The organism is Pseudoalteromonas sp. GW168-MNA-CIBAN-0100, from assembly GCF_040309225.1.
In the GTDB taxonomy this organism is placed as follows: Bacteria; Pseudomonadota; Gammaproteobacteria; order Enterobacterales; family Alteromonadaceae; genus Pseudoalteromonas; species Pseudoalteromonas arctica.
In genome coordinates this window covers 20,073-34,349 of record NZ_JBEOOL010000008.1, presented here as the reverse complement: position 1 = coordinate 34,349, position 14,277 = coordinate 20,073, and the positions used below count along the sequence as shown (strand labels likewise).

The window sequence follows — 14,277 nt, the reverse complement described above, 5'->3', positions numbered from 1 at the left end:
CTCAACTATCAGTGTTCGGCTTTAAATTGTGGAACGTTATTGCACCCACTAAAAAGCATACACCTACATAAAGCCAAACACTGCTCGCTATAATATTCCACGTATCGGCTCGTATTAATGCAGGGATAATTATTAAGCTTCGTATGATACACAAGGTTGCAATAGCAGTTAAAGCGGTTCTAGTAAGTACTATGTTACGCACTAAGCCAATTGCTGATAAGGCAAATGCAGTACAGGCAAACATGAGTCCAGCTATTGCAATACTACCTAAAGGCGCAAGGAATGTACCTTGCTGTGATGATTCTATTATTTGTATTGGGGCGCGAGCAAATATAAACCAACTAGTGCCACCCCATATACAAAGTAAATGCCATACAGCCGCTGCAGATGCAATAACTCCTGCGCTTAATAAAAATTTTGCTTTTATATTTAACAGCATTTTATCTCACTGATTATTAAGCTGTAATAAATCCCATTTTGTACCATACAAGTCTTCAAAAACCGCTACGGTGCCATAGGGTTCTACTCTAGGCTCTTCGTTAAATGTAACGCCTTTAAAAAGCATTAAATTATAATCTCGCCAAAAGTCATCAGTATGCAAAAATAAAAACACGCGCCCACCCGTTTGATTACCAATAGCGCTGATCTGTTCGGGTGTTGTGGCTTTAGCAAGCAGTAGATTAGTCCTGCTCGAATTAGTCCCATTTGAACTAGCCCCGTTTGAATTTGGAGGTGAAATCAACACCCAGCGTTTACCCTCTCCTAAATCAGTATCCTCAACTAACTCAAAGTTAAGCTTTTGAGTATAAAACTCAATGGCATCGTCGTAGTCCTTAACAACTAATGCAATGCTGCCGATATGCTGTTGAACGTTAGTCATGTTTAGCTCACTCCGTACTATTAAATAAATGTGCTTTTTATCATATTTAGTAAACGATTACGCAGGTATATGCCCGCAGTATGTAATATGAATTAACTTACGAGTTCGTCTTCATCATCGGGTGGATCACCTGAGTCTTCTTTGCGTTTTCTTTGTTCTTGTTTTGCTTTTTGTACATTTTCGTATGTAGGCGGTGGGATAGGAATAATAGAAATAAGCGGAAAGAATGCCAAAAATAAATAAGCCCCCTTAGACATACTTTTACCCCACGTGACCATTTTGAGCATAGCCCAAACTACGAATGAAAATAACCCAGTCACAAGGGCAACAAAAACAAAGAAGATGAATATTCCGTTATTATTTAATAAATCCATTTAATATAAATCTTAGTTATACGTAACTTAGATGTGGGTATAAATTAAACAATATCAATCTGCTTTATAATAAAAAGCAAAACCCAGCCGAGGCTGGGTTTACTTTAAATCGATTTTTTAGTACTAAGTGCATAAAGTGTTTATCTGTGTAATTCACCAGCACGTTCTGGTTGATAGGTTACTTCTTTTATTTTTACCTTTATTAAGCCGCCACTCGGTTTAGGCCACTCAATTTCGTCGCCTTGGTTTAGCCCAAGTAATGCGCTACCAACGGGTGATAATATCGATATTTTATCGCCGCTAGAGTCACTGTTCTTTGGGTACACCAAGGTTAACGTAAATTCTTCTTTAGAAGACTCAACAATAAAGTTTACAGTTGAGTTCATCGTTACAACTGACGATGGCATATCTTTAGGTTCGACTATTGTAGCTCGTGCCAGTTCAGCTTCCAATTCTTCTTTATTAGCAAAGCTACCTGCAGGCAATGATTCCATTAAGTCATACAATCTATCTGCATCGAGTGATGAGATGATCAGTTCAGGTTTTTTATTCATCTTAATATCCTTAATAATTTTTAATAAATAAAATTAACTCTGAGTATGGCTTGGCATGCATTTAAGAAGCAAAGGGATACGCGAAGTCATTTTATTAATTAGCCACACCTGTGGCTTTTACTTTATTTGTGCCCAATAGCTAAAAACCCAGCCGAAGCTGGGTTTTTATTTGAGCTAGGTGTTTAGGGGATGATTTACATCATTCCGCCCATACCACCCATTCCGCCCATGCCACCCATATCAGCGCCACCAGCTTCATCTTTTGGGATTTCAGCTACCATTGCTTCAGTAGTGATCATTAGACCCGCAATAGACCCTGCAAACTGTAATGCAGAGCGTGTTACTTTAGTTGGATCTAGGATACCCATTTCAATCATGTCGTTGTATTCGCCAGTTGCTGCGTTGTAACCAAAGTTACCGTCGCCGCCTTTAACTGCGTTAATTACAACTGATGCTTCTTCGCCAGCGTTAGTTACGATTTGACGAAGTGGTGCTTCCATCGCACGAAGTGCAACTTTAATACCGTGGTTTTGATCTTCGTTGTCGCCAACTAAATCTACCAGCTTGCTAGCTGCACGTACAAGTGCAACGCCGCCGCCAGGTACTACGCCTTCTTCAACCGCTGCACGAGTTGCATTTAATGCATCTTCAACGCGGTCTTTTTTCTCTTTCATTTCCATTTCAGTAGCAGCACCTACTTTGATTACTGCAACACCGCCAGCTAGTTTAGCCATGCGCTCTTGTAGTTTCTCTTTATCGTAGTCTGATGTTGCTTCTTCGATTTGTGCTTTGATTTGTGAAACACGACCGCTAATACCCGCTTCTTCACCAGCACCATCAATGATTGTTGTATCATCTTTAGTGATAATTACGCGCTTAGCTGTACCTAGGTCTTCAACTGTTGCTTTTTCAAGCTCTAAGCCGATTTCTTCAGAAATAACAGTACCGCCAGTTAATACAGCGATATCTTGTAGCATTGCTTTACGACGGTCGCCAAAACCAGGTGCTTTAACTGCTGATACTTTAACAATACCGCGCATGTTATTAACTACTAATGTAGCTAGTGCTTCGCCTTCAAGGTCTTCTGCGATGATTAGTAGTGGTTTGCTTGCTTTAGCAACCGCTTCTAATGTTGGTAATAATTCGCGGATGTTAGATATTTTTTTATCTACAAGTAGAATAAATGGGTTATCTAGTTCAACAGTGCCTTTTTCTGGGCTGTTGATGAAGTAAGGAGATAAGTAACCACGGTCAAACTGCATGCCTTCAACAACATCTAGTTCGTTTTCAAGTGATTGACCTTCTTCTACAGTAATAACACCACTGTTACGGCCTACTTTTTCCATTGCTTGTGCAATGATGTCGCCAATCTCTTTATCAGAGTTAGCTGAAATAGTACCTACTTGTGCAATTGCTTTAGTATCAGAACAAGGAACAGATAACGCTTTAAGCTCTGCAACAGCAGCAATAACTGCTTTGTCGATGCCGCGCTTAAGATCCATTGGGTTCATGCCCGCTGCAACAGCTTTAAGGCCTTCATTAACAATAGACTGTGCAAGTACTGTAGCGGTAGTTGTACCATCGCCGGCTGCATCATTTGCTTTAGATGCAACTTCTTTAACCATTTGTGCGCCCATGTTCTCAAACTTGTCTTCAAGTTCGATTTCTTTTGCTACAGATACACCATCTTTAGTGATAACTGGTGAGCCAAATGATTTATCTAGTACAACGTTACGGCCTTTAGGACCTAATGTAACTTTTACTGCGTTTGCCAGGATGTTTACGCCAGTTAGCATTTTAGCGCGTGCGTCACCTGCAAAAAGTACTTCTTTTGCTGCCATGTTTTAAATTCCTCTAAATTCTTAAATGTTTATAAACGAAAAGTAGGTTTAGCCTACAATGCCTAAAATATTATCTTCACGCATGATCAGGTACTCTTGACCTTCGATCTTTTCAACTTTTTCAACATATGAGCCAAATAACACAGTGTCACCGGCTTTAACTTCTAACGCTCTCACGTCACCGTTTTCTAAAACGCGACCATTACCAACGGCTACAACTTCTCCGCGAGTTGATTTTTCAGCTGCAGAGCCAGTTAATACAATACCGCCAGCAGATTTTGTTTCTTCTTCTAGACGTTTAACGATTACGCGATCTTGTAAAGGACGAATGTTCATGTTTTTTAGTTCTCCTAACAGTTTCTGTACATTACAGAAAAAAGCTTTTCTAATTTGCATTCATTAATGGGGGTAGAGTGTAAAATTCCAAGAGAAAAAACGATAAATTTTTAATCTTTTCTCTCATATTCACCATCAATAGTGGTTGGTTGTTCCATTTGCCCTTGCTCTCGTTCAGCATGTTGCTGCCCAGCAAACGGCGATGGCCCTTGTTGCATGCCAGCGCTCATTCTAACAGTTGCTTGGCTAGCAAGGCCTGCAGCCAATTTGTTACGAATTGCAGGGGTTAATAATAGTAGCCCAAATACGTCGGTCATAATGCCAGGAGTAAGGAGCAATACACCTGCAATTACAACGCATATTCCGGTAAATAATTCTTTGGTTGGCATTTGCCCTTGCGCCATTTGCGCTTGTACGTTTTGCAGCGCACCCATACCTTGTGTTTTAACCATTTTGGCACCTAAAATCGCAGTAATAACAACAAGTGCAATTGTTGCAAATCCACCAATCACGTCGCTTACTTGAATCAGCAAAGCGATTTCGATAATAGGGATGATAATAAACAACACAAATAAAAATCTAAACATAGCGCTCTCTAAATAATGACACTCAAAAGAGTTGATGAAATATAAATGAGGGTGACGAGGTCTCTTTTCAAGGTTAGGGCATAGGTATCGTCATTTTACTGATATTTTAGCGTCTACACATTGTATCGGCTATCAGATACTATGAAGCTAGACACTGTCCAATAAGTAAAGGTTCATAATGAGTACGCAATTTAAAATGATTTTTACGACCTGCAAAGATGAAGCCGAAGCACGCACCCTTGCAAGGGCGCTAGTAGAGAAAAAGCTGGCCGCTTGTGTAAATATTTTACCTAACATGGGTTCTATCTATATGTGGGAAGGCGAAGTGGTAGAAGCAACTGAAGCCAAGCTACTTATAAAAACAAAAGCAGACAAAATGAACGATGTGTTTCTAACAATAAAAGAGCTACATAGCTACGAAGTGCCAGAGATTCAGGTTTTAGAAGTTTCTACGGGAAATTTGGCGTATTTTAATTGGATGGACGAGGTACTGAATTAATGCGTTTTTTCTTTTTATTGTTGGTTACATTATTAACCGTACCTGTAAAGGCTGCGACTAATAATGTGCTTGGTGATCTACTTGGGCCTCCTCAACACACTTTTTTACCTGTAGACCAAGCGTTTGTATTTGACTTTGACCAGCAAGGCAGCACCTTGTTTGTAGGTTGGGATATAGCACCAGACTATTATTTATATAAAAAGAAAATAGAAGTTATTGCCAAGGGTGCAAACATTCAAGTAGGTGACTCTGGTAGTGGCGAAATTATTGAAGATGAATTTTTTGGTAAAACAGAAGTCTTTTTTAATACCGCGAGCGTTGTTAGTAAGTTAAGTAATATCACTGAGGGAGCGGTTGTTAAGGTTCGCTATCAGGGCTGTGCAAAAGCGGGGCTTTGTTATCCACCAGAAGTGATTAGTATCCCACTTAGCGTAATTAGTGGCGCACAGATTAAAAATGTAGATCAAAATAGCGCTACAGATGAAGCGGCAACAGCGCAAAGTACATTTGCAGCACTCAACGAGCCAACTACTGAACCTACAACAAATTCAGGTGACACCGAAAAAGAACTGACTTTTACTGAGCAATTAGCCAGTCAGAGCTTAATAACTAATTTACTCATATTTTTTGCTGTTGGTGTAGGCCTTGCTTTTACGCCATGCGTATTCCCAATGTTTCCAATTTTGTCGAGCTTAATTGCGGGTCAGCAAAACCTTTCAACTAAAAAAGCGTTTGCGTTGTCGTTTGTATATATACAAGGTATGGCGGTTACCTATGCAGCGCTTGGTTTAGTTGTTGCGGCGCTTGGTGGGCAAGTGCAGGGGTATTTACAGCATCCATTTGTGTTAATCAGCTTTAGTTTATTGTTTGTATTATTGGCTATGTCGATGTTTGGCTGGTACGAAATAAAACTGCCAAGCAGTATGATGAGCAAGTTAACCCAAGTAAGTAACAACCAAAAAGGCGGCAACTACGTTGGCGTATTTTTAATGGGCGTACTTTCAGGGTTAATAGCATCACCTTGCACTACGGCACCACTGTCGGCGGCGCTCTTATTTGTAGCGCAAAGTGGTGATTACTTAGTAGGTGGTTTAACACTGTACGTACTTAGTTTAGGTATGGGGTTACCATTGTTATTACTCGGTACATCTGGCGGTAAATTGCTGCCTAAAGCAGGTGGTTGGATGGAGCAAGTTAAAACCTTGTTTGGTTTTGTAATGCTCGTTGTGCCGCTTATATTACTTGAGCGACTAGTAAGCGCCGACATTATATTATTAATGGCAGGTGTGCTTGCATTAGCAACAGCACTTTACTTACATCATTGGCAAAGTAACCAAACACAAAGCAAGTTAAAAACTGCACTTTGGTTTGCTGCAACCTTACTTGTTATTACAGGCTTTACGTTAACTAAAAACTACTTTTGGCCAGTACAAGTACAAACAGTACAGGTAAGCTCACAAAATAATGAGTTTAAACAGGTTGCTGATTTAGCAGAACTAAAAGAAGCAGTTGCACAAGCAAACGACGAAGGTCGAATGGTTATGGTCGATTTATATGCCGACTGGTGTGTGGCGTGTAAAGAGTTTGAACATTACACCTTTCCTGATGCCAAAGTGCAAAGTGAGTTTAGCCACTATCAGCTTATTCAAATTGATTTAACTGAGAGTGATAATAAAACAATTGAGCTAATGGAAGAGTACACGGTGTTTGGTTTACCTAGTATTTTGTTTTTTAATACTCAAGGACAAGAGCTTAGTACGCAGCGCGTAACGGGCTTTTTAAATGCTGAGGACTTTGCTAAACACCTAGCAGTTGTGCGCGCCAGCGCACAATAATAGTGCAATAGTGCCACTTGAATTGACTAAGTGGCACCTTCTTAATTCTTCTTATATTTGTACCCACGACACTGATAAGACCAGTATTTTGCTGCTATTTACGTCGAAATCACTATAATAGTTGGTTAACGTGAGAAATTGTTGCTACATTGCTTTTTCTGCTTACTTAAAAGTGAAAAACTAGTTAGTAACCGCTTAACTCATTACTTATAGGATATATCGCGTATTATGGCTGCAAAATTTAACCTTTTAGTTATAAATGGTCCAAATTTAAACATGCTTGGTAAACGTGAACCGGATAAATACGGTTTTCAGACGCTGAGTGAGATTATGGAGGAGCTAACCAGTGCTGCTAATAGTCTAGATGTTGAGTTAACGCATTTTCAAAGTAATAGTGAGCAAGCACTCATCGAACGAATTCACGATGCTTGGCAAGCGGTTGATTACATAATTATCAACCCAGCTGCATTTACGCATACTAGCGTCGCATTACGTGATGCACTGTTGAGTGTTGATATTCCGTTTTTTGAGGTGCACTTAAGTAATGTGCACGCACGTGAAGCCTTTCGTCATCATTCGTATTTTTCTGATGTGGCACAAGGCGTGATATGTGGATTAGGCGCAATGGGTTATCACGCAGCATTAAACGCCGCTGTTAACCGGTTGCAAAGCGCAATTTAATTTAAATTAACACACAAACTAACAGGCGGGTCGTGTAATGGATATTCGCAAGATAAAGAAGCTTATCGAATTAGTAGAAGAATCAGGTATTGCTGAGCTAGAAATCACTGAAGGTGAAGAATCAGTACGTATTAACCGTAACAACATGAGCGCTGGCCCAGGTTACCCGCAATTTGCTCCACAGCAATATGCACCAGCGCCAGCAGCACCAGTTGCAGCGGCTCCTGTAGCTGTTGAAGCAGCAGCACCAGCTGAGCCTACGGGTCATCAAGTTAAATCACCAATGGTTGGTTCTTTTTACTCAGCTGCGTCTCCTGAAGCTCCAGCATATGTAGAAGTTGGTCAGCAAGTTAAAGTTGGCGATACACTTTGTATTATCGAAGCTATGAAAATGATGAACCAAATTGAATCAGATAAAGCCGGTACAGTAAGAGCTATCTTAGCTGAAAATGGCGAGCCAATAGAATTTGATCAACCACTATTCATCATTGAATAATAGCGTAACCTAAAAGGCCAACTCTAATGTTAGATAAAGTAGTCATTGCAAACCGAGGTGAAATTGCACTTCGTATATTGCGCGCCTGCAAAGAGCTTGGGATCAAAACGGTTGCTGTGCATTCAACGGCAGATCGCGATCTTAAGCATGTATTGCTTGCAGATGAAACCATCTGTATTGGTAGACCATCAGCAACTGAAAGTTATTTAGATATTCCGCGCATTATTGCTGCGGCTGAAATAACTGACGCTGTAGCGATTCATCCTGGTTACGGTTTCCTTGCAGAAAATGCTGATTTTGCCGACCAAGTTGAGCAAAGTGGTTTTGTATTTATCGGTCCTCGTGGCGACACTATTCGCCTTATGGGTGATAAAGTGTCTGCTATCGCAGCAATGCGTAAAGCCGGCGTTCCATGTGTTCCTGGCTCTGACGGTCCGGTATCAGATGATAAAGAACGCAACATGCAAATTGCTAAGCGTATCGGTTACCCGGTAATCATCAAAGCCGCTGGTGGCGGTGGTGGTCGTGGTATGCGTGTTGTTCGCAGCGAGTCTGAACTTATTGATTCAATTGCATTAACACAGCAAGAAGCTAAGCAATTCTTTGGTAATAGCATGGTTTACATGGAGAAATTCCTTGAAAACCCACGCCATATCGAAGTTCAAGTATTAGCAGACGGCCAAGGTAATGCAGTACATTTAGGTGAACGTGATTGTTCTATGCAACGTCGTCACCAAAAAGTAGTTGAAGAAGCTCCAGCACCAGGAATTACTGCTGAAACGCGTAAATTCATTGGCGAGCGCTGTACACGTGCATGTATCGAAATTGGATACCGCGGTGCAGGTACGTTTGAGTTTTTATACGAAAACGGCGAGTTTTACTTCATCGAAATGAATACACGTATTCAGGTTGAACACCCTGTAACTGAAATGGTTACTGGTATCGATTTAGTGAAAGAGCAGTTAAAAATTGCAGCGGGTCAACCGTTATCATTCACTCAAGACGACGTTGTTATTCGTGGTCATGCTATTGAGTGTCGTATTAATGCTGAAGATCCTGAAACGTTTATCCCGTCACCGGGTAAAATTACACGTTTCCATCCAGCAGGTGGTTTAGGTATTCGTTGGGACAGCCATATTTACGCTGACTACACGGTTCCACCACATTACGATTCAATGATTGGTAAGTTAATTACTTACGGTGAAAACCGTGATGTAGCTATTGCCCGCGCGCGCAATGCACTTAACGAGCTAGTAATTGACGGAATTAAAACTAATACTCCTTTGCATAAGAGAATTCTTGCAGATGAAAACTTCCAAAATGGTGGTACTAACATCCACTATCTTGAGAAGAAATTAGGATTGTAATTCTAGCCTGCAAAAGGCGTTTTATCTCAGTTAATAACCAGAGTTATTAATCTGATTTAAATAATTAAAAATCCGATATCAGGAGACTGATATCGGATTTTTTAACGCCTGTAATTTATACCAATTCGCTTAATTAAATGATCTATTTTGAGGGCGGAAAAACGTGTTGGTAGCTAGGCAAAAAATTCGCTATTTAGTTGTTCTCGGCAATTGCTCCTGCATTGCTCTACCTTCTGCATCCATGCAGTCGTAAATGAGAATTTTTTAACGCAGGTAGCGACACGTTTAGCCCCGCAAAATGATTAAGTATTATTGCGGATTGGTATTAAGCCTTATAGGCAATAAAAAAGTCCATAAAATATACTGCAAAGAGTAAATTCGATGGACTCAATATTTATACAATATGTTGAACTAACATTAAACTAATTTAGATTCAATTAACTGTAGTGCTTCTTCTAAAATTGTTTCTACTGCTTTTTTAGCGCGTTCAGGATCGCGTGACTTTATGGTTTCTAAAATATCAGCGTGCTTAGCAACGTCTGCGCCCGGTACACCTTTAATGTGGTTTGTATAACGAATACTTACTCTAAGGGCAGTACTAATAAACTCAGTTAACTGCACAAAAAAGCGATTGTTACTGGCAACTAATATACTGGTATGAAAAGCAATGTCAGCTTCTAGTGGGTCGTCCAAGCCTTCGTCTGCTTCAGCCATACGGGCTAAGGCGTTATCAATTTCAGCGAGTTGTTCAGCAGTTGCATTTAGTGCTGCAAGAGCGGCCGCTTGTGGCTCAAGGGCAACGCGTACTTGAGTAAACTCTTTTAATAATGACAGTGATGGCTTGCTGCTTAAAATCCAACGTAGTACGTCGGTATCAAACATGTTCCAGCTACTTTCAGGTAATACACGAATACCTTGCTTAGGACGGGATGAAATTAATCCTTTAGCAGAGAGCATTTTTACCGCTTCGCGGGTAGCGCTGCGACTTACATCATACTTTATACATAAATCGGCTTCAGAAGGCAGGCCTTCGCTTACAGGGTAAACACCACGCACAATAGCAAAACCCAAATCGTGGGTTAATTGTTGTGTTAAATTTTGACGGGGTTGGCTTTTCATTGCGCAGGATTCCGAGTTGATATATTGCTTTATTATATATCATATATCATATTAATGTACTTAAGGATATGATATAAACTTTTAATTAGTTAAATATTTTAGCACAGCAATAACAACTTAGTTTGGCTATTTATACTGTAAATGTAAGTTTATAAAGGGTTTAATTAAAATTGAAAATGCGCTGTATGGAGAGTTGAATTTGAACACCCTAGCTCAATATCATAGTCTTTCTGGTAAAGTTATTTTTATTACTGGTGGTGCATCAGGCATTGGCAGAGCAATGGTTAAGTCCTTTGTAAACCAAAATGCAAAAGTAGCATTTATAGATATTGATGATAAGGCAGCGCAATCGCTTATTCGTGATTTACCCAATGCAAAACTATGGTATAGGCAAGTTGATGTAACTGACTCTCATGCACTTCAGCAATCACTTGTGGATGCATGCGCCGCTTTTGGTGCCATTAATGTACTAGTCAATAATGTAGCGAACGACCGCCGCCAAGCGAGCGAAGACGTTACAGTGCAAGACTGGGATCAGTGCTTACAAATAAACTTAAACCCTGCATTTTTTGCCTCTCAAGTTGCTATGTCTTTTATGAAAGGCGATGGAGCCGGCAGTATCATTAATTTTAGCTCTATTAACGCGATTATGGGCCAGCCACAAATGGCAGGCTATGTAACCGCAAAAGCAGGGCTAATTGGTATGACTAAGGCATTGGCTCGCGATTACGGCGAGTTTGGTATTCGCGTTAACGCTATTTTGCCAGGGTGGGTGGCTACCGACCGTCAACTAGCAAGCTGGTTTACCGAAGAAGAGCAAGTTAAGTGGATGGAAGCCATGGCGCTTAAAAAATTAGTAACTCCTGAAGATGTTGCTAATTTGGCACTCTTTTTAGCCGCCGATGAAAGCAGTATGATCACCGGGCAAAGTATTAAAATTGACGGTGGGAGGCTTTAAAGCTTGGCTAATTCATCTCTTTTTATTGCTGTTGACTGGGGCACGAGCCATTTACGTGCTTATTTGTGCGAAGTACAAGCGCAATCAACACTTAAATTATTAGCACAACGTGATGGCCCTGGCGTTGTTAAGGCGAATCAAAATTTTGAGCAAACCCTAATCGACACGATTTCGGTGTGGAAGCAAGAATATGGGAGTTTACCTATATATATTGCAGGGCAAATTACCTCAAGCATCGGCTGGCACGAAACGCCATATTTAGAATGCCCAATTAATCCCGAAGGGCTACTTAATGCTGCGGTTAGCTTTGATTGCGATGGACATATTATTAAAGCGTTACCTGGCACAAAGTGTACGCTGCAAAACGGCTTGTTTGATGTAATGCGCGGCGAAGAGCTGCAAATTTTAGGGTTTTTAAAGCAAAATCCAGAATATCAACAAGGTAAAATATTATTATGTTTGCCTGGCACACATACCAAATGGGTGCTTATAAATAACGGCGAAATCATTTGCTTTAAAACAGCCATGACCGGCGAGTTATACGATTTGTTATGTCATCAAAGTGTTTTAATTCCTAATGACTGCGCAGAAGGTGAGTTTGATTTTAAAGCATTTGAGCAAGGCTGTGAGCTAACTTTAGGTAGTGATAGCGGTAACTTGGCTCATGGTATTTTTAGTGTGCGTACACGCCAGCTTTCAAAAGAGTTAACGCCAGTACAAGCCAAAGCTTATTTGTCGGGTGTATTAATTGGCAGCGATGTACGAGCAGCTCGCCATGCAAGCGAGTGGCAATTATTGAGTGATACACAAGTAGTGGTGATTGGCACAAAGCAGCTTAATAAGTGTTTTACCACAGCGCTTAAACAAATTGGTGTTAAGTGTGTTGAGTTTGATATTAAAACAGCCACGCTAAGCGGCTTTAATTACTTATTTAATTTAGAGTCAAAAAATAAACCCCTCTATAATAATTAAATTATAAAGGGGTTGCACGGGAATTTTTTAGGACTATAACAGCCAATTACTTTAGCGGTTATTAAGCAATTTTAGCCGCTTTGCTTTGCTCAATATAATCATTAAGCGCAGCAACTTGTGCCTCATTAAAACGTAGTCCTAATTTGCTGCGGCGCCATAAAATATTGTATGCGTTTTCTGCCCACTCTTCATTTAGCAAGTAATCTACTTCTGCTGCAAATAAACCATGGCCAAAATCTTGGCCTAAATCACTCAACCCAGTTGCACTGCCTAATATATTTTTAGCACGAGTACCATAAGTGCGTACAAAGCGTTTAAGTGTTATTTCAGGTAACCATTCATATTTTGCTTTTAGCTCTGATTTAAGTGCTTCTACAGAGCTAAAATCGCCACCAGGGAGCGAACTATGCTTGGTCCATGCTTTGCTCATTTGTGGGTAAAAGTCTTCAAGCTTATTAACCGCAGCTTCGGCAAGTTTGCGATAAGTTGTAATTTTTCCACCAAACACACTCAGTAGAGGTGTTTGTTTAGCATCACTCGAAAGCTCTAATTTATAATCGCGTGTAACGGCTTGCGCATTAACTGATTCGTCATCAAGTAATGGGCGTACACCTGAAAAGGTATGTACTATGTCTTCGCGTTTAATCGGTTGTTTAAAGTAGGTATTAGTAATATCAATTAAGTAATCAATTTCTTCATCACTAATTTTAACGTCTTGTGCTTCACCTTTGTGTTCTACATCGGTTGTGCCAATAAGTGAGAAGTCATCTTCAAACGGAATAACAAACACAATACGCTGATCTTTATTTTGTAAAATATAAGCTTGTTTCTCATCGTGAATGCGAGGCACTACAATGTGGCTACCTTTTACAAGGCGAATATTTTGTGGCGATTTTTCTGTTAGGGCTTCATCAAATAACTTAGCAACCCACGGGCCTGCAGCATTAACGATACCTTTGGCTGAAATGCTGTATTTAGCTTTACTCTTTTGTTGTTCAAGCGTTACCTGCCATTTACCGTGCTCACGTTTAGCATTTACACACTTAGTTTGTGTGGTAATAACGGCGCCTTTTTCCTGCGCCGCAAGGGCGTTTAAAACGACTAAGCGAGAATCGTCAACCCAGCCATCAGAGTATTCAAACCCTTTGGTAATAGAGGGTTCTAAAACGCTATTTTCGCCAAATTTAATGCTTCGAGAACCCGCTAGTGTTTCGCGTTTCGCTAGGTTGTCATACATAAACAAACCAATGCGAATCATCCATGCAGGGCGTAAATGCTTTTGATGCGGCAATCTAAAAGTAAGTGGCCACATAATATGGGGTGCGTTCTTAAGTAGCACTTCTCGCTCTGCTAGGGCTTCTTTTACTAATCTAAATTCGTAATGCTCAAGGTAGCGTAGACCACCGTGGATCAGCTTAGAACTATTTGAAGATGTTGCACAGGCAAGGTCTGATTGTTCGCACAAGAGTACTTTTAATCCTCTGCCTGCTGCATCAGCTGCTATTCCAGTGCCGTTTACACCGCCACCGATGACTAGTAAGTCATATTCGTTATCTGCTAATTCCACCGAGCTAACCTTTTTATTTGTAATATAAATAAGACATAAGCATCATAAAGCTGCTGTTTTCATTTGACAATAGAAAACCCAGTTTTTTATTCGTTAATTTTGACGCCAATCCATTTTCAATTTAAAGCAGTAAAGCATGCCTTTTAAATCTAGCATTTAGCTAAGTTAAAAAAGCAAAGTGGTTAAAGTATTGGCCTTAACCACTTAGTAT

The 14,277-nt window shown here is 40.3% G+C and carries 16 protein-coding genes; 7 read left to right on the top strand and 9 right to left on the bottom strand.

What is annotated here, in order from left to right; all coding sequences use genetic code 11:
• Position 1: 1 nt before the first annotated feature.
• From AAEY62_RS06515 to AAEY62_RS06485, 7 genes are all read right to left on the bottom strand, one after another.
• Positions 2 to 439, bottom strand: coding sequence for a hypothetical protein (locus AAEY62_RS06515; RefSeq protein ID WP_024589561.1), 438 nt, complete (start codon positions 437 to 439; stop codon positions 2 to 4).
• Positions 440 to 445: 6 nt separating this feature from the next.
• On the bottom strand, positions 446 to 880 hold the full coding sequence (locus AAEY62_RS06510; RefSeq protein ID WP_024607667.1) for a VOC family protein: 435 nt from the start codon (positions 878 to 880) through the stop codon (positions 446 to 448).
• Between the two features lie 92 nt (positions 881 to 972).
• A complete protein-coding gene (locus tag AAEY62_RS06505; RefSeq protein ID WP_198551867.1) occupies positions 973 to 1,167 on the bottom strand; it encodes a hypothetical protein in 195 nt (64 codons plus the stop codon).
• Positions 1,168 to 1,394: 227 nt separating this feature from the next.
• Entirely contained in the window at positions 1,395 to 1,808 is a 414-nt protein-coding gene (gene rnk, locus AAEY62_RS06500) for a nucleoside diphosphate kinase regulator (protein WP_010555031.1), read from the bottom strand.
• A 194-nt stretch (positions 1,809 to 2,002) separates the two neighbouring features.
• Positions 2,003 to 3,649, bottom strand: coding sequence for a chaperonin GroEL (gene groL / locus AAEY62_RS06495; RefSeq protein WP_007580030.1), 1,647 nt, complete (start codon positions 3,647 to 3,649; stop codon positions 2,003 to 2,005).
• A gap of 48 nt (positions 3,650 to 3,697) precedes the next feature.
• Entirely contained in the window at positions 3,698 to 3,985 is a 288-nt protein-coding gene (locus tag AAEY62_RS06490) for a co-chaperone GroES (RefSeq protein ID WP_007580032.1), read from the bottom strand.
• A gap of 110 nt (positions 3,986 to 4,095) precedes the next feature.
• Positions 4,096 to 4,572, bottom strand: a complete 477-nt coding sequence (locus AAEY62_RS06485; protein WP_101164417.1) for an FxsA family protein — start codon at positions 4,570 to 4,572, stop codon at positions 4,096 to 4,098.
• Positions 4,573 to 4,750: 178 nt separating this feature from the next.
• Between AAEY62_RS06485 and cutA the strand changes: the two genes are divergently transcribed.
• The 5 genes from cutA (at position 4,751) to accC (ending at position 9,450) form a co-directional block, all read left to right on the top strand.
• Positions 4,751 to 5,071, top strand: a complete 321-nt coding sequence (cutA, locus tag AAEY62_RS06480; RefSeq protein WP_024607669.1) for a divalent-cation tolerance protein CutA — start codon at positions 4,751 to 4,753, stop codon at positions 5,069 to 5,071.
• Entirely contained in the window at positions 5,071 to 6,906 is a 1,836-nt protein-coding gene (locus AAEY62_RS06475; RefSeq protein ID WP_350634739.1) for a protein-disulfide reductase DsbD, read from the top strand. Before cutA ends, AAEY62_RS06475 begins: the two co-directional genes overlap by 1 nt.
• A 228-nt stretch (positions 6,907 to 7,134) precedes the next feature.
• On the top strand, positions 7,135 to 7,587 hold the full coding sequence (aroQ, locus tag AAEY62_RS06470; RefSeq protein ID WP_350634738.1) for a type II 3-dehydroquinate dehydratase: 453 nt from the start codon (positions 7,135 to 7,137) through the stop codon (positions 7,585 to 7,587).
• Between the two features lie 37 nt (positions 7,588 to 7,624).
• Positions 7,625 to 8,083, top strand: coding sequence for an acetyl-CoA carboxylase biotin carboxyl carrier protein (gene accB, locus AAEY62_RS06465; protein WP_007580042.1), 459 nt, complete (start codon positions 7,625 to 7,627; stop codon positions 8,081 to 8,083).
• A gap of 26 nt (positions 8,084 to 8,109) precedes the next feature.
• A complete protein-coding gene (gene accC, locus AAEY62_RS06460) occupies positions 8,110 to 9,450 on the top strand; it encodes an acetyl-CoA carboxylase biotin carboxylase subunit (RefSeq protein WP_007580045.1) in 1,341 nt (446 codons plus the stop codon).
• Positions 9,451 to 9,867: 417 nt separating this feature from the next.
• On the opposite strand, the gene AAEY62_RS06455 is transcribed toward accC, so the two are convergent.
• Entirely contained in the window at positions 9,868 to 10,569 is a 702-nt protein-coding gene (locus tag AAEY62_RS06455) for a FadR/GntR family transcriptional regulator (RefSeq protein ID WP_007580047.1), read from the bottom strand.
• Between the two features lie 199 nt (positions 10,570 to 10,768).
• Here AAEY62_RS06455 and AAEY62_RS06450 point away from each other — a divergent pair, with 199 nt between their 5' ends.
• Together AAEY62_RS06450 and AAEY62_RS06445 are read left to right on the top strand one after the other, a co-directional pair.
• Positions 10,769 to 11,527 (top strand): SDR family NAD(P)-dependent oxidoreductase, encoded by a 759-nt coding sequence (locus AAEY62_RS06450; RefSeq protein WP_002958845.1) that lies wholly within the window; start codon positions 10,769 to 10,771, stop codon positions 11,525 to 11,527.
• 3 nt (positions 11,528 to 11,530) lie between these two features.
• Positions 11,531 to 12,499 carry a 2-dehydro-3-deoxygalactonokinase gene (locus AAEY62_RS06445; protein WP_024589568.1) on the top strand — a complete coding sequence of 323 codons (969 nt, stop codon included), beginning with the start codon at positions 11,531 to 11,533 and terminating at the stop codon, positions 12,497 to 12,499.
• A 61-nt stretch (positions 12,500 to 12,560) separates the two neighbouring features.
• Here AAEY62_RS06445 and glpD read toward each other — a convergent pair whose 3' ends face one another.
• Complete coding sequence (gene glpD, locus AAEY62_RS06440; protein WP_101164419.1) at positions 12,561 to 14,066, bottom strand: glycerol-3-phosphate dehydrogenase; 1,506 nt, start codon at positions 14,064 to 14,066, stop codon at positions 12,561 to 12,563.
• Positions 14,067 to 14,277 lie beyond the last annotated feature (211 nt).

Bases quoted from the DNA above. Each gene is read 5' to 3' on its own strand.
- AAEY62_RS06515 (WP_024589561.1), bottom strand. From the start codon at position 439: ATGCTGTTAAATATAAAAGCAAAATTTTTATTAAGCGCAGGAGTTATT.
- AAEY62_RS06510 (WP_024607667.1), bottom strand. From the start codon at position 880: ATGACTAACGTTCAACAGCATATCGGCAGCATTGCATTAGTTGTTAAG.
- AAEY62_RS06505 (WP_198551867.1), bottom strand. From the start codon at position 1,167: ATGCTCAAAATGGTCACGTGGGGTAAAAGTATGTCTAAGGGGGCTTAT.
- rnk (WP_010555031.1), bottom strand. From the start codon at position 1,808: ATGAATAAAAAACCTGAACTGATCATCTCATCACTCGATGCAGATAGA.
- groL (WP_007580030.1), bottom strand. From the start codon at position 3,649: ATGGCAGCAAAAGAAGTACTTTTTGCAGGTGACGCACGCGCTAAAATG.
- AAEY62_RS06490 (WP_007580032.1), bottom strand. From the start codon at position 3,985: ATGAACATTCGTCCTTTACAAGATCGCGTAATCGTTAAACGTCTAGAA.
- AAEY62_RS06485 (WP_101164417.1), bottom strand. From the start codon at position 4,572: ATGTTTAGATTTTTATTTGTGTTGTTTATTATCATCCCTATTATCGAA.
- cutA (WP_024607669.1), top strand. From the start codon at position 4,751: ATGAGTACGCAATTTAAAATGATTTTTACGACCTGCAAAGATGAAGCC.
- AAEY62_RS06475 (WP_350634739.1), top strand. From the start codon at position 5,071: ATGCGTTTTTTCTTTTTATTGTTGGTTACATTATTAACCGTACCTGTA.
- aroQ (WP_350634738.1), top strand. From the start codon at position 7,135: ATGGCTGCAAAATTTAACCTTTTAGTTATAAATGGTCCAAATTTAAAC.
- accB (WP_007580042.1), top strand. From the start codon at position 7,625: ATGGATATTCGCAAGATAAAGAAGCTTATCGAATTAGTAGAAGAATCA.
- accC (WP_007580045.1), top strand. From the start codon at position 8,110: ATGTTAGATAAAGTAGTCATTGCAAACCGAGGTGAAATTGCACTTCGT.
- AAEY62_RS06455 (WP_007580047.1), bottom strand. From the start codon at position 10,569: ATGAAAAGCCAACCCCGTCAAAATTTAACACAACAATTAACCCACGAT.